This is a genomic window from Glycomyces rhizosphaerae, assembly GCF_042647865.1.
Taxonomy (GTDB): domain Bacteria; phylum Actinomycetota; class Actinomycetes; order Mycobacteriales; family Micromonosporaceae; genus Glycomyces; species Glycomyces rhizosphaerae.
Genome location: NZ_JBHRWO010000010.1, coordinates 538,159 through 559,321 on the forward strand (window position 1 = coordinate 538,159; position 21,163 = coordinate 559,321).

Consider the following 21,163-nt stretch of genomic DNA (forward strand, 5'->3'; position numbering starts at 1 on the left):
CCGCCATGTCCGACTCGCAGCAGCAACCGCAGACCCAGATCCAGGACCCGGACCTCGGCGAGGCCCCGGACTACGACGACGAGCTCGACCCGGACGGGAACCACGACGAGCGCCTGGACGAAGAGAACGACGAGGCACCGGACGAGGACGACGACCGGGAGGACGACGAAGACGACGAGGAGGAAGAAGAGGAAGAGGACCGCGAGGAGGAACGGGACGAGGACGACCGTCACGGCGGCCACGGGTACCAGCCCGAAAGGTGGGAGGACGGCGCGGCGCCGGACGACTCCACGGTCGTGGAGTACCAGCGGCGCGATGCCGACGCGCTCTTCCTCTCCGGCACGCCCTGCACCCACCCGACCTGCCAGAACCTGGAGAACCCCGCCGAGGACGCGTGGATCAAGCTGGTCTCGGCGATCCCGGTGGCCGGGCAGGTCACCAACCTCACCGTGGTCACCACCGGCACGGCGGCGCCGGGACAGGACGCCATCCAGTCCCTGGTGACCCAGGTGCGCCCCCAGGACCCGGACAAATACGCGCTCAGGGAGATCAGCGCCCGCTGGCAGGAGTTCAAGGACGGCTTCGACACCGATCCGACGACCGGTATCGCCCCGATCCTCAAGGCGGGCTTGAGGGCCCTCGCCGAGCACTGGAAGGGCGACGACTTCGACGCGTTCGCCGAGCAGGTGGAGGTCGTCACGGGCAACTGCGTGTCGGTGTGCGACGACATCGGCGACCTCTCCTCCGGCGCGGTGGGCCTGCTGGAGCAGAAGGCCGACGAGTTCTATGGGCTCCAAGGAGGTTCGTCGGGGGAGCTGCCGTATCCCGCGCCGCTGTACTGGATCTCGGACATGGAGGTCATGTTCACCGACCCGTTCGTGCACGTGCGGCCCCCGTTCAGGAGCGGGCCCTGCGATGTCACGGACGGATGCGGTCATGAAGGGGGCCTGCTCGGTTCGCTGCTGGAGCTCGGCGGCTTCAAGAAGGACTATGTGGACCAAGTCGCGAATTACGTGGAGTCGCAGACGCAGTACTACCTCGACAAGTTCAAGAACGACAAGCCGCCGGCCACGCGGGAGCAGGCTGAGGCGTGGGCGCGGGCCGACGCGAACAATGAGATCAGCGCCGACATGGAACCAGGGGTCGAGGACTACGAGTCGCGGTCGCGGATCGCGAACGAGGACGTCGTCAACCGCTGGGAGAACGCCGAGGAGTCGGCGGGGACCTTCACGCCCGAGGCCAAGCCGTCGAACCCGTCGACGTTCCGGGAGGGTTCCGACATGATGGCGGACTCCTACGGGGGTCTGGACGCGGGCTCGGGCGGTTTCGAGCCCGGCAGCGAACCGCCGACCCCGGACGGCGGTGGCGGCGGCGGTGGCGGCGGACTGGAGCCGCCCGGCGGCGTCAGCGGTGGTCTCGCCAGCGGTGGTGCGACGCTCGGGAGCGGCGGCTCGTTCCCGGTCGGCGCCGCGTCCTCCACGTTGGAGGGCGGCTCCTCTTCGGGTGCAGCGGGTTCGGCTTCGGCCGGCGGCCGCGGCATGGGCGGGATGATGGGCGGCGCCGGCGGCGGCGGTCGCGGCATGGGCGGCGATCAGCAGGCCGAAGGCGAACACCGCGACTGGCTCGAGGAGGACGAGGAGATCTGGGGCATCCGCGCCATCGACGACGACCCTTACGCGTAAGCGCCGCAGGTGAACGCGAGGCCGCGATCCTTCGGGGTCGCGGCCCGTTCCGTTCCGGGGACGGGCTCATGACGGTGTCGTGACCGGCGGCGCGAGAGTGCGGGGACCGAACCCCCGAAGCGATTGGAGCTCACGCAATGTCGAACCAGAACGGTGCCCAGCCCGGCCGGTGGCCCCAGGGCCCGCAGTTCGCTCCGCAGCACCAGACCCCGCAGGCCCCCCGGCCCTATCCGCAAGCGCCGCAGGCGAACGGCCCCTACCAGGGCCGTCCCGCCGGGATGACCGAGGAGGAGCGGGTCGAGCACCGGAACATGATCCTGGGCGGTCTCGCACTGACGGCCGTGCCGATCCTCATCGCGGTCCTCCTCTCCGCCGTCGACGCGCAGATCGACCCGAAGCTCACCGCCCCCGTGCTCTCGGCCCTGCTCATCGCAGGCGCCGCCACGTTCGGCAAGGCCTACAGGTTCAAGCGCGACGCCCAGCGCCGGTGACGCGGTCGGCGCGCCCCCGCGGGGCGCGCCGACCTGTCGTCTCTCCGCTTCGAACCGATCCGGACGGCGCGAAGCTGCGGGTGCTGCCTACTGGCCGTCGAGCACGGGCCAGCCCTCGGCGTTCCACTCGATCGCCTCGATGCCGAGATCGAAGTGGCCGTCCTCGTGGTAGGAGTGGTAGGCCATGAGGCCGTTGGAGATCGACTGCCCGCCGGTCGCCACGTAGTCGCCGTGGGCGCCGAGCACGAGGGTGCCGCCGCCGTCGGTGAGGGCGGTGCCGTTCGCGTCGACGAACGGTCCCGTCGGCGAGGTCGAGCGGCCGACCCGGATGTTGTAGGTCGAGTCGGCGCCCGCGCAGCAGACGTCCCATGAGGTGAACAGGTAGTAGTACCCGTCGTGCTCGGTCAGGACCGGTGCCTCGATGCCGGAGCCGCCGCGGCCGGCGATGTGGGCCGGGGTCGCGCCGCTCGCGACCTTGCCTGAGGGCCAGTCGAGTTCGAGCATGTAGATGCCCTGCCACCAGGAGCCGTAGGCCATGTAGTGCTTGCCGTCGGCTTCGAGGATGGTCGGGTCGATGGCGTTGTACGGGTCGCCGGCGTTCGACTCCCAGACCTGACCTTCGTCGACCCACTCGTAGTCGTCGTCGGCCGGGTCGAGGGTGGCGTTGGTGGCGAGGCCGATGACCGAGCGCTGGTTGCCGAAGGTCGAGGCGGAGTAGTACAGGTAGTACCGGTCCTGGGCCTCGTCGAAGTAGATCTCGGGCGCCCAGAGGTTGTCGACGCCGGGGACGGCGTCGGTCAGCCACTGCGGCTTCGTGTCCCACACGGTGTCCACATAGTTCCAGGTGGCGCCGTCGTCGGTGGAGGAGCGGATGGTGACGTTGCCTTCGCCGAGCGGGCCGTAGCCGGTGGCGAAGACGTACCAGGGGTCGCCCTCGGTGCAGGGTGCGAACAGCCCCGGGTCGTGGGCGCCGAGGTCGCCGCCGAGCGTGGCGGGCGCCTCGACGGCGCAGTTCTGCCGGTCGTGTCCGTTCGCGTTCCCGTTGCCGGGGCCCGCGAGCGCGTTCGGTCCGATGATCGCGAGCGCCGCGGCGGCGAGGCCGACCGCGCCGGTCGCCGCGATGAGGGTGGTGCGCTTCCGTTGCATAGAAGACCGCCTTGTCCATGAATCGATTGATTGAGACGGATCGATGTTAACGTGCACATGGCCCGGAGGTCAATCGCCGGGGAACGGGAAACGCCCGCCGGAACGGACCGGGCCTCTCGGCCAAGGTCCGCCCCAGCGGGCGCACTGTTCAAGTCAAGCCTTGCGGCTCAACGGATCAGGTGGCGATACCCACGACCGTCGAATCGATCGCCTCGCCGTCCGCGGCGTAGTCGACCGTCCCGAGGAACCGCTGCCCCTCGGCCAGACCCGACCACGTCAGACCCACCGAGTAGTCATCGCCCATCGCGACCGCCTGCTCGGCCGGATCCACCGCGAGGTTGCCCTCGTCGGCGCCCGGCACGACCCACGCGTGCAGCTTCGCCTCGAGCGGCGAAGGCCCGGCCCACTCGTCCACGAACACCACGAACGTGTAGCCGCCCGGCAGCGTCACGGTCTCGTTCGAACCGCCCGAAGCCGAGTTGCCCACCAGCGTCAAAGTGCCGTCAGCGTCCTTCGTGTACACGAACAGGTCGAGGTCCGTGCCCGACGCGTGATCCGCGTCGAACGTCGCGAAACGCACCAGCGCCGCATCCTCAGGCGTCGTGAACTCGTACGACACCGCGTGCGAGTTCTCCACCGGCGCATCCGAGGGGAACGTCGACGAATCCGGGTCCGTCAGCGTCGCCGTCTTCACCTCGGACGGGACCAGCCCGGACACCGAAGCGCCCAGCGTGCCGTCGAAGCCCGACGCGCCCGACAGCGTCGCCGAACCCGAAGCGCCCGTGTAGGACACCTCGTCCGAAGCCGCCAACTGCACCGGCTTCACCACGATCGGCGAACGCACCTCGTGCACGGTGCGGATGCCCTTCTTCTCCACCCACGTGACATCGCCGAACGACCACTCGTCGAACGCCGCGTCAGTGCGCGTGATCGTGAGCGTGTACGTCGCCGACTCGCCCGGCTTCAGCGTGAAGCTCGTGACGTCCGAAGACACCTCGAAGCCCGCCGGAGCCGTGATCTCGGCCTTGTACGTGCCCTTCTTGTCAGCCACGTTCGTGACCGTACGAGTCACCTCGTAGGAGCCCGTGAGCTCCGCGACCGTGATCGACGCGTAGTTCAACTGCGACGGGTCGATCGAACCCAGCTCGTCGCAGTACGACTGCACCTTCGACGCCTCCGGCGTCCCGCAGATGTACTGGATCCACTCGGTCGGGCTCGACTCGTAGACCAGGCCCGGCTCGAACATCTCCTCGCCGTCCACATGCCCGGCACCGAAGTCGAACGGCGTCGCGTCCGCGCCACCGCGCTGGATCGGGTCGCCGTTCTGGTCCGTCTGGTACGCCGTCGTCATGATCGCCGACTTGACCGCCATCGGCGACCAGTCCGGGTTCGCCGACTTCAGCAGCGCCGCCAGACCCGCGATGTGCGGGCTCGACATCGACGTGCCCTGCAGGGCCGCATAGTCATTGCCGCCGTGGTTGTCCGGCGTGATACCCGCCACGACCTCCATGCCCGGCGCCGTGATGTCCGGCTTCAGCAGGTTCTGCTCGGCCGCGAGACCCGGACCGTTCGAGGAGAACGCCGCCATGCTCGGCGCGTTCTGCTCGACCTGCTCCGCCGTCTCGACCTCGACCTCAGGCGACTCCTCGGAGCCGACCCACTCGGCCAGCGCCAAGCCGTCTTCGTAGCCGACATGGACGACCGGAACGGCCTGCGAGGTCACGACGTTCGCGGCGCCCCGCTCGGACTGGTCGCGCACGATCAGCGCCAGGCCGCCCGCGGCGGCGATCTGTCCCGCATTGGCGGTGAACGTGTTCCCGCGCACGCAGATGATCGCGAAGCCCTCGGTCTTGGCCGGGTCCAGCGTGCCCGCGTCGCAGCGCGCGGCGGCGGTCGCATCGGTCCCGTCGAACGCCGCGTCGACCGCGTTCTTCACCGGCCACTCGGCTTCGCCGAACAGGCCGGCGACGGTGATCTCCTCATCGCCGTAGTCGAGCTCGGAGCGGAAGGTCTGGTCGTGCGACGAAGCGCCGACCGTGGTCACCCACGGCTCCTGGTGGTCCACCGTGGAGGTGGGGCCGTCGTTGCCGGCGCTGGCGGCGACGAAGACGCCCGCGGCGGCCGCGTTGAAGAACGCGAGCGACACGGCGTCGACGAACTCGGGGGTGCCGGTCGAGCCGATGGAGAAGTTGATGACGTCGACGCCGTCGTTCACGGCCGCTTCGATGCCGGCGACGAGGTCGGCGCCGGGGCAGCCGCCCCAGCAGACCTTGTAGGCGGCGACGCGGGCGGCCGGGGCCATGCCCGACATGGTGCCGACCTTCTCGCCGTCGATCTTGACGCTGGTCCTGTAGTTGCCCGCGGCCGTGGTGGCGGTGTGGGTGCCGTGGCCGTCCTGGTCACGCGGGGAGGCGAAGCCGTCCTCGGCGTAGCCCCAGGTGTCGAAGTAGCGGGCGCCGATGAGCTTGTTGTTGCACTCGATGTTGTTGGCCGGGTCCTCGTCCTCGCCGGTGACGCATTCGCCGTTCCACTTGGCGTCGATGACGTCCTGGTCGGGGCGCGGCTCGGAGAGCGGTGCGAGGGAGGGGTTCTCGGGCCAGATGCCGGTGTCGAGGACACCGACGATGACGCCTTCGCCGGCGTACCTCGGGCTGCCGAAGTTCTCCATCCACGCGCCGCCCCAGCCGGAGAGGTCGAGGTAGTCGGTGGTGTCGATGGCGCCGGTGGTCTGGTACATCGTCTCGGGGATGACGGCGGCGACCTCGTCGCTGGCGGCCAGTTCCTCGGCTTCGGCGGCGGTGAGGTTCGCGGCGAAGCCGTTGAGGACGGTGTCGAAGGTGGCGGTCGCGTCGACGTCGTATGCGTCGATGACCGTTTCGCGCTCTTCGGCGAGGGTCTCGCGGTAGTCCTGGACCTCGTTCGCGCCGAAGTCGATGGTCTCGCCCTCGGCGGGCGCGGTGGCCTCGTTGGTGGCGATGGGGTCGGACGCCAGTTGGACGATGTAGTGGCCGTCCGTGTAGTCGATCGGGAGCGTCGCCGCTTCCTTGAGGTATTCGGGTGTGACCTCAGGGAGCGCGGCGGGCTGGGCCGAGGCCGATCCTCCGACGGTGGTGAGCGCGACGACCACTAGGGGCACGGACGCGGCCGCCATCACGGCTCTGGTTCTCGCTCTGGCGCGCGTGAATGCGCGCCTTCGCTGCAGATGGGGGGACGGAGATCCCATGCGATGAGCTCCTCTCAAGGGGGACGTGCGCCGGCGCGGGTGAGTACTCGAACACGGCGGGCTTCGCCGTGTCGCGGCGCACGGAAACGAGCCTATTGCGAGGCCCGTTCGCTGTAAACCCTCATATGAGGAGAATGCCGGAATCCGGCATGACTGTTATATGCCCGTTACAAAGGACGTTCCAATGGGTGGCAATTCACTGAATTTCCCAGTTTGCGACAGGACCGATCACCATCGCCACCAGAGGAATCGGCGCTCGTGGCGGATGTTCACGGAACTCGCCTTCGCGCGGCCGCTGATGGTGAACCGAATACCTGTGCCTCCCTTGTAGGAGGCCCTATTGTGCATCGAGCTGGCCCACACTTCGGTGTTGTCGTCGACCGCGTAGGCGCCTTCGGGGAGTACGAGCTCCAGCGAGGAGGCGTAGACGTCCAGCGTGATGTCGACGGTGCCGGAGCGGATGACCGCGTGGCGGCAGTCGAGCTTCACGGAGCTGGCCTTGGCGTCGACGATGACCTTGGGCGGCACGACCCAGTCGCCTGTGCGCTGCAGGGACGAGGCCTTCGGGTTGATGCGCAGTTCCGTGGGGGCGTTGGCGGGCATGCGGGTCGCGGTGTTCGGGACGGCCAGCGCGCCGGTGTCGTTGTCGGGCAGGTCGGAGAGGAGGCGCTCGACCTCGCCGTAAGTGCGGGCCTCGTAGGCCTGGCGGGAGCGGTCGGCGAACTCGTCGAGGTCGAGGCGGCCTTCCTCGGTGGCGGCGTGCAGTTTGGCGATGATCGCCTCGCGCTCGGCGTTGGAGACGCGCATGTTCGGGTCGGGCGCTTGCGTCATCGGGGGCTCGCAGGCTTCGTCGTGGGCGTCATCGGTGTGCTTACCTTCTCGTCGGACCTGGGTTGAGTCGCCGGGGCCTGCGCACCAGCCCGCCGTTGCACCACTCGTCGTAGTCGAACAGGTCCGGCTGGCGGGTGAGCGCTTTGGTGTTCGCGGCCCAGAGTTCAACGTACTGGTCGCGGGATTCGGCCGCCTTCTCGAGGAGCCTGTCGACGCGTTTGCGCGAGTGGACCCGGAAGTTGGTGCGCACGGCGTCGCCCGCGTAGATGTAGAGGACGTGGAGGGCGAACGAGCGCTTCGGACACGTGGCGTCGGCGGCGAGTTCCAGCCAGGAGTCGACGAGCTCGTCGGTGGCGAGGGTGAGATCCCACTGGCGGCCTTCGGGGGCGGTCGAGTACGGGTCGAGCGCCCACTCCCGGATCTCCTGAGGGGTGGGGACGGCGGGGCGCGCGAAACCGGTGAAAGACCCTTCCGCCACTGCCGCTCCCGCCGACTCGAACGATGCTCGCACCGATCCTAGCCCGACCTCGCCCCGATCCCGGTCCACGATCGCAACCCTTGGTGGGCCCGCGGGGCGGATTCGGGAGGGCTTTACGCGTTCTCGGGCAAAGGGGCCAGATCGTTGCGCTCTCCCGGGGGGACCCCCCTCCCCCCCCACCCCTTGCCCCGCCACCCGCCCGGCACCGCTCCGCCCGCCCTCACCACTTGCCTGCTGCTGCGGTGCCGGCCCTGCCCGTTGTCGACGCGCGCGACTCCCTCAGTCGAGCGGGCTTCGGATCCGTGTCCCGGTGGTGCGGGAGGCGCCTTCCCGCGCCACCGGGTCTGCCGTCAGCGCCGGCCCACCGCTATGTTCACCGCCTCGATGCGCTCGTTGATGTCGCGCAGCTCGTTCGTATCGGGGTCCCAGCCGCGTTCCAGGAGCGTCTCGCGGAGCCGGACCAGCCAGGGGCGCGGATGCTCCATCACATCGGAGGCGGTCAGGACCAGGACCTCCCAACCGAGGTTGCGCATCACCTGATGGCGGCGCCGGTCGCCGGGCCCGGCGGCGAGGCCGAGCTGCGTGCCCATGCCGTCGTATTCGACCCCGACCCGCCACTGCTCCCAACCGAGGTCGAGGAGCTTCGAGCGCCCGTTCGGCGTGCGCACCCGCAGTTGCGGGACCGCCGTGGGCAACCCGGCGTCGCTGATCAGGCAGCGCGTCCAGGACTCCATCGGCGACTCCGACCGCGGATCGGCCGCGAGCAGCGTCGCGTTCGCCCGCCGCAGCCGTTCGCCGTGCACCGCTTCAAGAGCGGCCGCCAGACTCCCCGCGTCGATGCCGGCGCGCAGGATCTGATCGGCGGCGGCCACCGCCTCCAGGCGCGGCAGATCCGCCGCGCAGTCGATGAGGGTGCGGGCCAACCGGGTCACCGGCAGGCCGTCGATCACCGTGATGTCCGCCAGCGGCGGATCGGGTGAACTCTCGACCGGCCACTCGCGTTGATCGGCTCCCGGTGGCAGGACGTCGAAACCGTGGATCCAGGCCGCGGTGCGACCCGTCGCCACCTGGCTGAAGTCGGCCTCGAATACGGCCTCGAAGCGGAGCAGGAGATCCTCGGCCGCCTCTTCGGCGGGCGGTGCGGTCAGCGTGGCTGTCGCGGTGCGGTACATCGGTATCTGCGTCATATACCAACTGTCGCCGAACCGCTCCGGAGCGTCAACAACTACTTTTCGGCCTGTGGATAACTTCAAGGCGTCGAGCGGAAATCGCAGCTCAGGGCCTACGCGCAAACGAATATCGGCGTGTGGGTTCGGTTCGGGGACACCGGTTCCGCGCCCCTGCCGTTCCGTCGGCTATGAGACGGCGCGAGTACAGGCCGAGCTGGCGTGCGCACTCGAGATGCCACCGCGCTGCCTCAGCTTGTCCTTGCAGTACTTGATGCCCCTCGCGCCGCCCAGTGCGTCCCCGGTCTTGCAGGCGTCCTTGATATAGGAGTCCACGGAATAGCCCTTGCTCCGGAGATACGTCACGCAGTCGCCCGTATCCGCTTGTGCCGGAGCGGGTGCGGCCAGAGCGATCGCCGTGCCGGCCAGAATCGCGCTGAACGCGAGCGCCAGCTTTCGTTTGCCTGCCGACATGAGCATCCTGTTCGGTGGGAGGAATGCGAATCTCTCCCGCAGTTTATGGCAGGGCATCTACCGCCGGGGTTCACGCGATTCGCCGAGTACCGGCGGGACGGCGAAGGGCCCGACGCCAACCGGCGTCGGGCCCTCAGTTCGGAGCATCGCCGCTATCCGACGATGCCGTAGTCCAGCCAGTCGTAGAGCTTCCAGGTGCCGTCTTCTTCGACCGCGATATACGTTGCGCCGCCGACGATGTCGTCGAACGTGGTCGGCTTGGTGTCGGAGTACGTGTAGCCCGCCCACGCGTAGATCTGACCGTCGACCTCCTTCGACATCGCGAAGAACGGCCATCCGTTCGAGCCGCTGGTGTCTCCGGTCTCGTACTCGAGGTCGAGCGCCATCTCGTCGGTCGGCGAGGCGCTCACGACGCTCGCCAGCGTCTCGTCGTCACCGGTGTCCTGTGCGATCTGGTACGTGATCGCCGCGCCCTCAGGCGTGTTGGGGTCGAAGTCGTCCTCGCTGACCGGAGCGCCCCAACCGTCGAGGCTGCCGCTCGCTTCAGGCGTGGCCTCTTCGGTCTCCTGTGACGGCTCGGCCTCCTCGGAGGTCTCCTCCTCCTTCGAGGGCTCGGCGCTCGTGGAGGTGTCGCCGCCCGCCTGGTCGTCGCCGTCGTCCTTGAGCATCCCGGGGATGATCAGGACCGCCGCGATACCGAGCACCACGACCAGGCCCACGACCACCGCGAGGATGACGGTGAGGTTGCCGCCCTGCTGGGCGGGCGGCATCGGCGGGGGCAGTACCGAGCCCGGCGCCGACGGATAGCCGGGCTGGACGCCGATCTGCGGCCCCATCGGCTGAGTCGGCGGCTGCGTGTACTGCGGTTGCGTGTACTGCGGCGGCTGCTGCTGCGGGTAGTAATTGGCGGGAGGCGGAGGCGTACTGTTGTACCCCTGCATGTACGGGTCGCTGGGCTGCTGCGGCTCGGGTTGCAGCTGGTACTGCGGGTTCTCGCCACCGGGGGGCGGATACGTCATCGCTTCTACACGCCTCGTCTGGTCGGGGACATCGGTCGCGGTGATTGGGCTTCACCGGGGTGAATTCGATCGTACAGGCAAGGGGCGACATCATGGCACCCCGAAAACCCCAGGTAGTGGCTGCAATGGACGGCGAAGCGGCCATACGGGTGCGAACCGTTCACGCCACCGGGACGCCCTGGACCGTCGCACACCCTGTGCGACGGTGTATCGCCCTGTGGGACTACGCTTTATGCCCCGGCACCCGCATGCGGCACTGGACTCAAGGCACAGTCGATCCCACATTGAGGCCGCACGCGACGCCCGGCAGCCCTCTGCCGCGGGTCGGCGGAGCCGTACCGAGAAGTTCTGGCAGCAAAGAGACACGCTTCTACCCGAGGTTCGACGTATGGCGAATGCCAATGCAATGCGGCTTTGGACACTCCGCTTCTCTGCCGCGCTCGCCCCGATGCCGGTGGTCGAGCTCTTCGGTGTGAGTCGCATGTGGGGCTACGGACTCCTCTACCCTGCGATGGCCGCGACCTGGGCGACGGGCTGCTGGCAGCGGCGCCGCCAGCTCGCCCGCATGCGCGACGAGTCTGAACCTGAACCGACGGCTGCCCGGAACCGATTCTGGGACAACGACGATGAGCGCGACCTTTCGATCGAGGACGCCTACGCGTCGCCGATCCGCGATTTCGGGAGCCCTTACGAGCCGCCTGCAAGCGGGGTGGCCACGGTCCCGCATCAGCGCCGCGACCGCGCCATGACCAACCTCGTGTGCTCCATACGGAACGAGGCGATCGACGCCGAGCTCCGCATCCAGCTCATCCAAGACCTCGTCGACCTCGGCGGCCGGGACATGGCCATGCGCCTCTCGCCCCTCACCAAAGCCTCCGATGTGGATGTCGAGGTGCGGCTGGAAGTGGCCGAGCACATGAGCCGCTTCAGCATCGAGGACGCCGCCAGAGCGCTCGAAACCATCGCCGTCGACACCACCGTGGACGCCAAGTACCGGCTCGACGCCGCCAGCGCCCTCGTCGACTGCGCCGCCGGTCCGGCCGGGATCGCGCTCATGCAGCTGGTCACCGACGACTCGGTGAACGAGTACGTGCGCCACAGCGCCGCTCACGCCCTGCGCAACGTCCACAGTTCCGCCGCGGCGATGGCATTGCGCCACTTGGCGAACGCCCCGCTGGTGTCGGCGCGGCTGCGGATCATCTGCGCCGAGCAGCTCGCCGACGAGAGCGTCATCGACGCCGAGGACGCCCTGTGGCGGTTGATCAAGGGTGTGGAGTCCGTCATGGACTATCACTTGGGGATCGACGCGGCGGAGGCGATGCACGGGATCAGCCCCGACGTCGGGATCGAGGCCTACTCGGTGCTGGCCGCCGACGCCTGCTTCCACTGGTTCGGGCGGATCGAGGCGGCCTACCGGCTGGGGCGGCTCGGCGTGCGCGACGGCTTCGACCTGCTCAGCGACTTCGCGCGGGCCGAGGACCTGGAGGACGTCTACGGGCGGGCCGCGCTCGAGCGGCTCTTCCAGTTGGAGGTCGACTCCGGAAGCCTCGACCCCGACGATTGAGCGGCGCGGGTGGGCCTCAGGGTTTGACGCCGATGAAGTACGTGTCGATCGACAGGTGGTGGAGGTCGCGGCGGCGGCCGAGCCAGTCGGGGCCGTCCTCGTCGAGCAGCCGCGCCCACGCGGCCTTGTCCTCGTCGCTGAGGTAGTGCGCGAACCATTCGGACCTGGTCTCCAGCGACGCCAGCGCGTGCCGCAGGGCCGCGCCTTCGAGCGGGGCGGGGATCGCGTCGAGCTCGTTCACTTCGCGCACCCCGGTCAGTCCCGCGCGTTCGAGTGCGAGGTTCCAGCCGTACGTGAGCGGTGTCGAACCGTGCTCGTGGGTCTCGCCTTCGAGCCGGCGCGAACCGGCTTCGATGAGCCGCAGCTCCAGGCCCGGGTTACCCACGCCCACATGCCAAGGCAGGAATTGCGGGGCCGTGCCGCCCTCGCCGATGGCGAGTCGCCCGCCCGGCGCGAGGAGTCCGGCCAGGTTGTTCAGGGCCGCTTGGGGATCGGTGGCGTGGTGGATGACGTGCCCGGCCCACAGGAGGTCGGCGGGTTCGCCGACGGCCGCGGCGAGCGCGTCCGCGTCGTCCACCGACGCCAGCGCCGCCTCCACGGCCACGCCGTTCTCGGCGGCTCGTTCTCGCACTAGGTCGAGCATCGCCGGTTCGGCGTCCACGGCCACCACCCGGGCCTCGGGCAGGGTGGTCGCGAGGGCGAACGCCATTGACGCCGCGCCGCAGCCGATGTCGGCCGCGACCTTGTCGTCTGGTGTGGACAGTTTCGCGGCGAGGCGCAGGTACTTGCCGGCCTCGGCTTCGGCGCGTTCCTTGAACCGCGGTGCGGCTTCGGCGAAGTCGAACGCGGCGGAGTGGTCCTGGTGCCCGTGCCCGTGATGCGCTGCCATGCGGCCCAAACTATCACCGCCCGATACCGTTCCAGGCACGAAAGGACCGGGCGGCCGCGATGCGCGGCCGCCCGGTCGACAGCGAGATCATGCAGCGGTGAGGCGCTCCTGGACGCGGGTGACCTCGGCGTCGAGCGCGGCCGCGCGGACCGGGCCGCGCGGGGCGTCGTGGTCGGTGAGCGAAGCCAGCAGGCCGCGGCTGAGCCCGGCCTGGGTCAGCGCGAAACCGCGCAGGACCAGCGGCAGGAGCAGGGCCATGATCAGGCCGCCGAGCACCGAGAGCGCCGACAGGGCCAGGTACGAGTCGCCCCAGCCGAGCCAGCGGGTCGCGTGCTCCAGGCCGTCGCCCTCGCCCACCGAACGGTGGATGATCCAGGCGTACAAGGGATAAGCGAGCGTGGCGACGGTGGCTACCCACCAGGTCAGGGCCACGCAGAACCCGGCCACGGCCAGCGGGAAGTTCACCAGGCCCCACAGCAGGTTCAGCCAGGACTGACCGTCCGTCAGCGGCGTCAGGAACCGGCGCAGCGCCGAGGCGTCCTCACCGGCCCGTTTGTACCGCGGCGGGTTGATCGGCTGCCCGAGGACGGCCCCGAGCTGGAAGCGCCCGGCGGCGGCCAGGCCCCGCATGGCGAAGAGCGTCGCGGCGAGGATCGGCACGCCGAGCCAGACGACGGCGGTGCCGATCCCGGCGGCGAAACCGGTGACGGTGATGACGAACGCGGGAAGGGCGATCGGAAACGAGGAGAGCAGGTACGCACTGTCGGCGCCGAGCTGCTTGAAGATCTTGTTCATGTACATGATCTTCGTCCGAAGAAGGACGCGGTACGAGCCTGCGAGCAGGCATTTCACGGGTAGGGACAGCCCTACCCGGGTCTTCGGGCCTGCCCGGCCGCACCAGCGGCGGAGCGAGCGCTGAGCCCGTTTTGAGGCGTTTCCGAGGTTCGCCGGGGACGCTCGCTCGCTATGAGATCGATGGTTTTCCAGGCGGCCCGGGTCGGCTGCGTCGCGGGCCTGGCCGCTCTGGCGCTGGCCGCTTGCGGCGAGGACACGGCTACGACCGAAGACACGGCGTCCGCCGCCGACGACCCGCTGGCGCCGTACACGGCGTGCCTCACGGAGCAGGGCATCGAGCTGCCGGAGGATTGGACGCCGTTCGGCGAGGGCGGCATGCCCGGCGGCGAGATGCCGACGGGAGAAATGCCAGCGGACGGCGAGATGCCGACCGGGGAAATGCCCACGGACGGCGAGATGCCCACGGGCGACATGCCTGCCGGGCCGCCCGGCGGAGGCGCGATCGCCGCCCCCGAAGGCGTGGACGAAGCCGACTGGACCGCGGCCACCGAGGCCTGCGCCGACCAGCTCCCGCAAGGCGGCGGCATGCCCGGAGGCACGCCGCCGGAACAGGAAAACGCCACCGAGGAGTCGGTGGTCGAAGAGAGCCCTGACGCCTGAGGCCTTGCCCTTCTCCTCCCCGGCGAAGGCGGCGCCGGCAGTGCCATCTGGCCGGCGCCGCTTTACTTTGTCCGCGTTCAGCATCGACGGGTCCACCACGGGCCGGGCGGAGCGCTGGGGTCGGCGAAGGTCCGATTAAGGAAACGCTCGTCGAGCGGCGCCACGAGACGGTGCAGCTCCCGAGCGGGGCGTGCGGGAAGCCCGCGTATCGCGAGTTCGAGCGCGTCCCGCGACGGCGGGCAGCAGCCCCAGACGCCGCACTCGCTGTTGAATCCGTAGCCGACGGGGCTCGGGGTGGGCCGGTTCGCGATGCGACGCCAGCGGTCGAACGCACTCGCTACGTCGCCGTGGGAAAGCTTGGTGCTGTGCAGCTCGAGCAGACTGATCGCCGCATGGAGTGTGCTCGAGGCGTGGGGGATTCGGGGAAGACGCCATGTGGTCATGCGCCGCGGATGGCGGCGCTGCTGAGCGCGTACTCGCGCGGGCGGCCTACGCGGCATCGCCCTTTCTGTTGTCGCTCATGGCGACCATCATGCCGCGCGAGCGCCACAGAAATAGGTGCGGCCCGGGTGGTTGACCTCCATCCCGGGCCGCCATGTGCCACATAGTCGCCGCTGCGATCGTTCGCGGTAGCCGTTGAGTCTGCTACTAGCATCGCGCTCTGCCATTGAGCTACCGCCGCATGTGGTGCGGCGGGAAGGATTCGAACCTCCAACATCGATGTCCCAGAGGGACTACTCGCGGATACGCGCGGCGTGGCGAATGCTGAAGCTGGAGCGAGAGTCTCAGTTTCGGCGGAGAACGCGTGCCGATGGGCCTTTGGCGGCTAAAGCCAAAGGAGGGCTCGTACCCTCAAGAGTTCCCGCGTATTACTCGGACTGAACTTCAATTTCAGCGTGTTTCGGCGCTTTGCGCGCCACCCCTGTCGCTCAAAACAGGGGGGTCTGTGGGTGCCTATTCGCCGAGCAGGTAGCCGAAGACCTTGTCGCCGATCTTCTCGTCGACGACCTCGGTCCCGTTGGCCTCCTCCCGGGCGAACTTGACGGCGAGCTGGAGCTTCTCGAGCCGATCGGAGAGCTGCACGACTCGCTTGGCCGGGGCCGCGCCCGAGAACTTCACGGTGGTCCAGTAGCCCACCGGGATGTCCTCGTAGTAGACCTCGACCTGCGCCGGGTGCTCCTCGGTCGCCTCGGCCTTGACGTGGTTGCGCGGGATCTTCTTGGTGCGCACCGTCTTCACCGGGTCCGTCGCGAAGGCGTCGGACGCGTCGTTGAACGTCCAGGACTCGCCCGCGTCCAGCACCGGGAGCGCCTTCACGAACGACTGCAGCTCAGCGAGCTGCTTCTCCAGGAACAAGAGGTAGGTGACGGGGACGTCGGCGACGAGCACCTCGCCGTCGACCGCGATGTCCGCGGTCGCAAGGGCATTGGTGCGGTCCTTGGTGGCCGTCACGTCGAACAGGCGGGTCATCGCCGCCGAGACCTCGCGCAGCTGCTCTTCGACCCGCCGCTGCACCTTCGTCGACTCGGGCGGCAACTGCTCGCCCTCTTCGTCCTTCGGCTGGTACGTCCGGGAGATGCCGGACAGCAACGGCGCCTTGGCGAGCTCGCGCCCGGCGTCGCCGAGCGCACGCGCGGCCTTCGCCTTGACGCTCTTCTCGATCGCGATGATCTGGTTCAACTTGGTCACGGGGAAGCCCTCACTTTCGGGGTTCACCTTAGGACCCGGCCGCCACTCGAGGCAAAGCGTTAAACACGGCGCGACCGCCGGACGGGAACCCTGTCCGACGGCCGCACCGATGGTCCTACTCCACGCACCAGCGCTTCGAGTCCGCAGTGGACAGCAGGCCGATGACGATGGCGGCCAACGTGATACCGATCACCGAGCCGATGATGCCGCTGGCCGCGCCACCGGCCGGCTCCGCGCCGGCGTACTCGATCTGCGGGGTGAAGATCCACGACAGCACGCCCAAACCCACACCGACGAGCTCGAGGATGATCGCGCCCTTGCGGGCACCGGCGCTGCGCTTGGCGATCTTCACGGCGAGGACGCCGCGCAGCACCGTCCAGATCAGGATCTGAACGATCGAGGCGATCAGGAACGGCATGAACGCCGCCGGAATCTCGATGTCGCCGTTCGCTTCCATGGCCGACAGGCCCACGTAGCCGAAAGCCGAGGCGCCGCCGGCGCAGATCCCGAGTCCGAACAGGATCCACAGCAGCACCACGGCGCCCTTGGTGGAACCGGGAATCTTCTCGGGCATGGACCCGAGCGGCGGGCCGGGGGGCGGAGGGGGGTAGCTCATGGGCGTGCTCCTTACTGTGAGCGGTGATTACAGGGGTTCAGCGGTCGCACCACTGGAGCGACCGCGTGGACGAGAGGAAGTAGATGACGAGGACCGGCAGCACGATCCCGGTGCAGTCGAAGTTGAGGCTGTAGCTCCCGTTCTCGGGGAGGTCGGCCATGGTGGCGTTGAAGATGAGGACGGCGAACGTCAACTGGAACGCCATCCCGGTCCCCTCGACCACGAACGCCGCCTTGCGGGCCCAGGCACTGCGCCGCGCGATCTTCACCGCCAGGACCGCGCGGACGATCGCCCACGCGAGCCCCTGCGCCGCAGCGACGATCGCCAGCTGGACCGCTTCCGGTCCGAACAACGAGGTGAACGTGCCAGGCCCGAACGCGAACATCGGGATCGTGAGCAGCGCGCCGAGCGCGTTCAGCGCGACCATCACCCACAGCAGCACCACAGCGGTCGTCGTCAGCCCCGGCATGCGCGGCGGCGAGGAAGGTCCGTACGGGAAGAGCGGAGGAGGGTAGGGGTATTCGGGGTACTGCGGCGGGGGGACTGCCAACGGTCTGCCCTCCAGGACAACGAGGGGTCTTGTTGCTCAGTGTAAGTGCGAAGCAGCGGAAACGGGGTACCCGGAACGAGCGGCAATCCGATGCGCGGGAGCGAACACCCTGGTCACCGCGTGATGTTCGTGTGCCTCGCGAGGGGGTACTACGCTGAACGGACGCGCCGCCGAGCCCGAAATGACGGGTTCGTCACCGAAGTGCGGATAGGGATGAACATCGCATGGGAACCAGTCGGACCTTCGGCAGTCGAGGGGCGACCACCTCGCGGGCGTCCGACGGCAGGACGGAGGAGCAGATGATCACGAAGCTGGCCGAGTCGCTCGGATACCGGGTGCTCGATGTGCGCGATGGGGACGGCACCCTGTCCATCGGCGGCCACGACGGGGCCAGCGCGCTCCGCATCGACTGGCGACCGCTCATCGTCGAGGGCTACACCGGCTCCGGTTCGATCGACCGCTTCGCGATCCGCACCAGGGACGCCGAGTTCCGCGCCTCGCTCCGCGAACTGCGAGGCCGCCTGCAATACGTCACAAAGAACTTCGACCCGGTCGGCCTCGCGCGCCCGATTCTCGGGCTCCTCCAACCCGGCCACTACGGGGTGCGGACGTGGAAGGACGCGAACGTCCACATCGAGCCGTTCGGCGAGAACGGCACGGCCTGGTGGTATCCCTACGAGCCCATCGGCACCGAGGGCACCGCGGTCATCCCCACCGACTCGTGGCCGCCGCGCGACGAGGAGATGATCTCCAGGTACGTCGACGCCATCGAGGACGGCGACCGGCCGCTCGCGGTCATCCTGCGTTCGGAGCCGCCCGGCGACGAGCAGGACTGCGTCGCGTTCCTCATCGACGGCCACCACAAGCTGGCCGCGTACCGCCGCACCGGGATCGCGCCCCACTTCCTCGACATCGCCCGCCTCGCCGACCGCCGCCCGTGCAAGCCCGACGACCTCCGCGAAGTCATCGCGGGCGACGAGAAGCTCAAGCAGTCCGCGGCGAACCTGATGCGCTACTTGGAGGACCGCCGCCACTGACGCGGCGTTCAGCGCGGGTCGGCCAGATACCGCAGCAGGTTCCCGGTGAGCTCCTGCAGCGTCCCGTCGCCGCCCACCACCGTCTCCAAGTCGCGCGCGTCGCAGACCCGGTCGCCGTCGAGCGCGGCGATGTCCAGGCAGTGCGGGGCCACCCCGGTCCGCCGGTAGGCCTCGAGTTTGTGGTGGCCGTCCACGACGAAGGCGACCGCGTCGTCCTCATCCTCCGGCGGTGACGCCCGCAGGGTGAGCACGAGCGGCCGGTCGCCACGCTTGATCATCTGGCAGTACTCGTATATGGCGGTGCGGTCGGGCGGCGGCCACTGGTCGGTCGGCACCAGCACCGCCCCGAGATCCGGGGTCGTGATCCCCACGTACCAGCTCGTGGACCGGTCGGCCCGCACGGCTTCCACGTAGTACGTGTCCGGCACCCAGCGCCTGATCCCGTACCGGCCGGGCGCGAGCAGCTTCCACACGGTCCGCGTCATCTCCGGCGCCGACCGGGCATCGGGCTCCCGCAGCCAGTCCCGCAGCCGCCGCGCTCGCTTGCGCACCCACGGATCGCCCGAGAGCACCGCGAGCCGGTCGACAGTCCCTGAACTCGTGTAGCCCTCGACCATCAGCGGCTTTCCGCTGATCCGCAACGCGCTCGCGCCGTCGCGCCCGATGACGCGGAGCACGCCCGTCCCGTTCGTGTTCTCCTCGGGCCGGTACTCTTCGGCAGGTTCATCCAGATAGGACAGGTAGTCACGGCTCTCCTCGGTCTGCATCGCGATCACGACGCACACCGGGTCCCGTTCCAGCGCAAGGTAGGCGGCGAGCTTGTGATGCCCGTCCAGCAGGTAGTACGCCTCAGACTCCGCATGGGTGACCAGGATGAGCGCGGGCCGTGCCCGCGCGTCGACTATCCGTTCCTGGTACGCCTTCACCGCCGCCTTGTCCGGCGGCGGCCAATGGTGCGTGGGGATCACCGTGTGCCCGAAGAACGGAATGTCGGAATCGGCGTACCACTTGGCCTGGATGCCGGTCTTCACCGCCCGCACATGCGCGTTCGGCAGCGTGCCGAGCCCGATCGCATAACCGCCGGACGCGAACAGCCCGAGCAACGGACGCAGCGGCGCGGTCGGATCGTCCTCGGGTTCGACATGCCGCACCCACTCGCGCAGCGCCTCCCAGTCCTCCGGCTCCGCCCACGCCTCGGGCCGATGCAGCGCTTCCGGATCCGGCTGCGGCGCAATGCGACTCGCGAGCCACATGATCGATCCGCCGCCGTCATGCCGGTCGCTCGCGATCGGGTCGCCCGCGAGTTCCAGCGTCACCCCGTGCGTGCCGGCATCGACGCGGAAGTCGACGACGCCGAGCCCGTCCACGACATTGACTGCGCGCGAAGGCAAAGGGAACCCGAATGGCATGGCAGTGAACCTCAAAGGGTCCAGCTGAGCACGAGCTGCGGGGCGCATGCGATCGCGATGAAGCGGATGGACCGCCCCACGAAGCACGCGGCCACGAACACGGGCAGGTTGATCCGCGTGCCCGCCGCGCAGATACTGGTCGCCATCAGCGGCGGCATCCCCGTCACGGCACTGAGCAGCAGAATCGGGGCCGCGAGTGCCGGTTTGTCCAAGAGCGTCAACAACTTGCGGGCCACGGCGACGATCGGCGCCAGTGGGGCGCGGAGCCGCTCGCGCATTTTCGTGGCGGTCGTGGTGCCCACGGGCGAACCCGGTGCCGCATCGGAATCGAGGGACCCGCAACGGGCGGCCCGTCGCCGTTCGCGCCGCCGCTCGGCGGCGTCGACCCACCCGCGTAGCCGGTCGGACCGGAGCGCGCCGCGCACGCCGAGGAAGAGCGTCGTCTTGCCCACCGTCTGCCCCAGCGCGGCCGCGAGGCCGAGCGCGATCGGGCTGTAGCCGGTCGCCGCCGCCAACCCGATCAGGTAAGGCTCGACCGGTGTCACCGGGAAAAACGCCGACACCAGCGCGGTGAGGGCGGCCGTGAGGCAAGCGGCGATCATGGCCGGTCCTTCGATCGAGGGGTTGCGGTTCGGCGCACTGGGAGCGACTGTAGTGCACCGATGCCGACCGCGATACCCCTACCGCGCCCGCGAGCACCCGTCCTTGGGCTCGCCGGAACGCGCCCGGTGCGAGGTCACCGTCGCTTGGATTCCCAGGGGCCCATGGGGATCCCGCCGGGGCGGTCGATCGCCCTGAACAGGGCCTTGGCGTCCCAGTCGTTCGCCCGCGCGCCCTCCGAAGACACCAGGTACGCGTCCATGAACGCGTGCAAAGGCCTGCCGTAGAGGCGGTCCGGGCTCTCGGGGGTGAAGGCGGGATCGGCGTGGAGCACGAGCAGCAGCATCCCCTGGACACGGTGTTCGGGGCCGCCGATGCCCGGCTGGAAATAAGGAAGGTCGAGGACGCGAGCGCCCGCCTGCTCATAGAACTGGAGGCGTCGGCGCGGATCGCCGTAGGCCTCGTGCACGGCCCGCGCCTCGGGCGATTCGATCTCGGCGACCACCGCGCACGGCCGGTGCCGTCCGCTCCAGGCTTCGATCGCCTCCCGCAGCAGCCGCCCGCCCAGCCCGTACCCGCGCATGCCCGGTTTGACGGCCAGGTAGGTCAGCATCTGCACCCGTGAGGCTTCCGACCAGCGCCCGAACGCCGCCCCGGTCGGCCTCCCGGCCTCGTCGACCGCCACGAACAGGCTCCCCGTCCCGATCTCGAGGGTCTCGGCGACGCTGGCCTCGCTCTCGAGCTCATTGGCGGGGAACGCGGGCACCAGCACCTCCCGGTACACGCGCTCGAGCAACCCGCCCGGCCGCGTCTGCTCCACGATCCGATACTTCACCGTCGCCCC

General features: G+C 69.3%; 21 protein-coding genes. 5 read left to right on the forward strand and 16 right to left on the reverse strand.

Going from position 1 to position 21,163, the window contains the following annotated elements; genetic code table 11:
• The first annotated feature begins 5 nt into the window (after positions 1-5).
• Both ACFO8M_RS12230 and ACFO8M_RS12235 read left to right on the forward strand, forming a co-directional pair.
• Positions 6-1,682, forward strand: coding sequence for a hypothetical protein (locus ACFO8M_RS12230; RefSeq protein ID WP_387975283.1), 1,677 nt, complete (start codon positions 6-8; stop codon positions 1,680-1,682).
• Between the two features lie 137 nt (positions 1,683-1,819).
• On the forward strand, positions 1,820-2,173 hold the full coding sequence (locus ACFO8M_RS12235) for a hypothetical protein (RefSeq protein WP_387975286.1): 354 nt from the start codon (positions 1,820-1,822) through the stop codon (positions 2,171-2,173).
• Positions 2,174-2,260: 87 nt separating this feature from the next.
• On the opposite strand, the gene ACFO8M_RS12240 is transcribed toward ACFO8M_RS12235, so the two are convergent.
• The 7 genes from ACFO8M_RS12240 to ACFO8M_RS12270 form a co-directional block, all read right to left on the reverse strand.
• Positions 2,261-3,319, reverse strand: a complete 1,059-nt coding sequence (locus tag ACFO8M_RS12240; protein ID WP_387975289.1) for an arabinan endo-1,5-alpha-L-arabinosidase — start codon at positions 3,317-3,319, stop codon at positions 2,261-2,263.
• Positions 3,320-3,494: 175 nt separating this feature from the next.
• Positions 3,495-6,455 (reverse strand): S8 family serine peptidase, encoded by a 2,961-nt coding sequence (locus ACFO8M_RS12245; RefSeq protein WP_387975292.1) that lies wholly within the window; start codon positions 6,453-6,455, stop codon positions 3,495-3,497.
• Between the two features lie 315 nt (positions 6,456-6,770).
• The gene (locus ACFO8M_RS12250) at positions 6,771-7,373 is read right to left on the reverse strand and encodes a DUF1707 SHOCT-like domain-containing protein (RefSeq protein ID WP_387975295.1); all 603 of its coding nucleotides are present in this window, start codon (positions 7,371-7,373) and stop codon (positions 6,771-6,773) included.
• A gap of 40 nt (positions 7,374-7,413) precedes the next feature.
• The gene (locus ACFO8M_RS12255) at positions 7,414-7,851 is read right to left on the reverse strand and encodes a hypothetical protein (RefSeq protein ID WP_387975298.1); all 438 of its coding nucleotides are present in this window, start codon (positions 7,849-7,851) and stop codon (positions 7,414-7,416) included.
• A 350-nt stretch (positions 7,852-8,201) separates the two neighbouring features.
• Complete coding sequence (locus ACFO8M_RS12260; RefSeq protein WP_387975301.1) at positions 8,202-9,038, reverse strand: hypothetical protein; 837 nt, start codon at positions 9,036-9,038, stop codon at positions 8,202-8,204.
• Positions 9,039-9,206: 168 nt separating this feature from the next.
• The gene (locus ACFO8M_RS12265) at positions 9,207-9,491 is read right to left on the reverse strand and encodes a hypothetical protein (protein ID WP_387975303.1); all 285 of its coding nucleotides are present in this window, start codon (positions 9,489-9,491) and stop codon (positions 9,207-9,209) included.
• A gap of 152 nt (positions 9,492-9,643) precedes the next feature.
• Positions 9,644-10,510: a hypothetical protein gene (locus ACFO8M_RS12270; protein ID WP_387975306.1), complete on the reverse strand. Its 867-nt coding sequence runs from the start codon at positions 10,508-10,510 to the stop codon at positions 9,644-9,646.
• Between the two features lie 388 nt (positions 10,511-10,898).
• Between ACFO8M_RS12270 and ACFO8M_RS12275 the strand changes: the two genes are divergently transcribed.
• Positions 10,899-12,074 carry a HEAT repeat domain-containing protein gene (locus ACFO8M_RS12275; protein WP_387975309.1) on the forward strand — a complete coding sequence of 392 codons (1,176 nt, stop codon included), beginning with the start codon at positions 10,899-10,901 and terminating at the stop codon, positions 12,072-12,074.
• A gap of 16 nt (positions 12,075-12,090) precedes the next feature.
• On the opposite strand, the gene ACFO8M_RS12280 is transcribed toward ACFO8M_RS12275, so the two are convergent.
• Positions 12,091-12,963: a class I SAM-dependent methyltransferase gene (locus ACFO8M_RS12280; RefSeq protein WP_387975312.1), complete on the reverse strand. Its 873-nt coding sequence runs from the start codon at positions 12,961-12,963 to the stop codon at positions 12,091-12,093.
• A gap of 87 nt (positions 12,964-13,050) precedes the next feature.
• A complete protein-coding gene (locus ACFO8M_RS12285; RefSeq protein ID WP_387975315.1) occupies positions 13,051-13,758 on the reverse strand; it encodes a sensor domain-containing protein in 708 nt (235 codons plus the stop codon).
• 171 nt (positions 13,759-13,929) lie between these two features.
• On the opposite strand from ACFO8M_RS12285, the gene ACFO8M_RS12290 reads away from it, so the two are divergent.
• A complete protein-coding gene (locus tag ACFO8M_RS12290; protein ID WP_387975318.1) occupies positions 13,930-14,418 on the forward strand; it encodes a hypothetical protein in 489 nt (162 codons plus the stop codon).
• 77 nt (positions 14,419-14,495) lie between these two features.
• Here the strand turns inward: ACFO8M_RS12290 and ACFO8M_RS12295 are convergent, their stop codons facing one another.
• From ACFO8M_RS12295 to ACFO8M_RS12310, 4 genes are all read right to left on the reverse strand, one after another.
• Positions 14,496-14,861, reverse strand: a complete 366-nt coding sequence (locus ACFO8M_RS12295) for a hypothetical protein (protein ID WP_387975321.1) — start codon at positions 14,859-14,861, stop codon at positions 14,496-14,498.
• Positions 14,862-15,372: 511 nt separating this feature from the next.
• Positions 15,373-16,107 carry a DUF7873 family protein gene (locus ACFO8M_RS12300; protein ID WP_387975325.1) on the reverse strand — a complete coding sequence of 245 codons (735 nt, stop codon included), beginning with the start codon at positions 16,105-16,107 and terminating at the stop codon, positions 15,373-15,375.
• Between the two features lie 115 nt (positions 16,108-16,222).
• Positions 16,223-16,723, reverse strand: a complete 501-nt coding sequence (locus tag ACFO8M_RS12305; RefSeq protein WP_387975328.1) for a hypothetical protein — start codon at positions 16,721-16,723, stop codon at positions 16,223-16,225.
• A 37-nt stretch (positions 16,724-16,760) separates the two neighbouring features.
• Positions 16,761-17,273: a hypothetical protein gene (locus ACFO8M_RS12310; RefSeq protein ID WP_387975331.1), complete on the reverse strand. Its 513-nt coding sequence runs from the start codon at positions 17,271-17,273 to the stop codon at positions 16,761-16,763.
• A gap of 299 nt (positions 17,274-17,572) precedes the next feature.
• Between ACFO8M_RS12310 and ACFO8M_RS12315 the strand changes: the two genes are divergently transcribed.
• On the forward strand, positions 17,573-18,310 hold the full coding sequence (locus tag ACFO8M_RS12315; protein WP_387975334.1) for a hypothetical protein: 738 nt from the start codon (positions 17,573-17,575) through the stop codon (positions 18,308-18,310).
• Between the two features lie 8 nt (positions 18,311-18,318).
• On the opposite strand, the gene ACFO8M_RS12320 is transcribed toward ACFO8M_RS12315, so the two are convergent.
• The 3 genes from ACFO8M_RS12320 to ACFO8M_RS12330 all read right to left on the reverse strand — a co-directional run bounded on the left by ACFO8M_RS12320 (position 18,319) and on the right by ACFO8M_RS12330 (position 21,154).
• Complete coding sequence (locus ACFO8M_RS12320; protein WP_387975337.1) at positions 18,319-19,719, reverse strand: hypothetical protein; 1,401 nt, start codon at positions 19,717-19,719, stop codon at positions 18,319-18,321.
• An 11-nt stretch (positions 19,720-19,730) separates the two neighbouring features.
• A complete protein-coding gene (locus ACFO8M_RS12325) occupies positions 19,731-20,321 on the reverse strand; it encodes a hypothetical protein (RefSeq protein ID WP_387975340.1) in 591 nt (196 codons plus the stop codon).
• A gap of 134 nt (positions 20,322-20,455) precedes the next feature.
• Complete coding sequence (locus ACFO8M_RS12330) at positions 20,456-21,154, reverse strand: GNAT family N-acetyltransferase (RefSeq protein ID WP_387975343.1); 699 nt, start codon at positions 21,152-21,154, stop codon at positions 20,456-20,458.
• Positions 21,155-21,163: the final 9 nt, after the last annotated feature.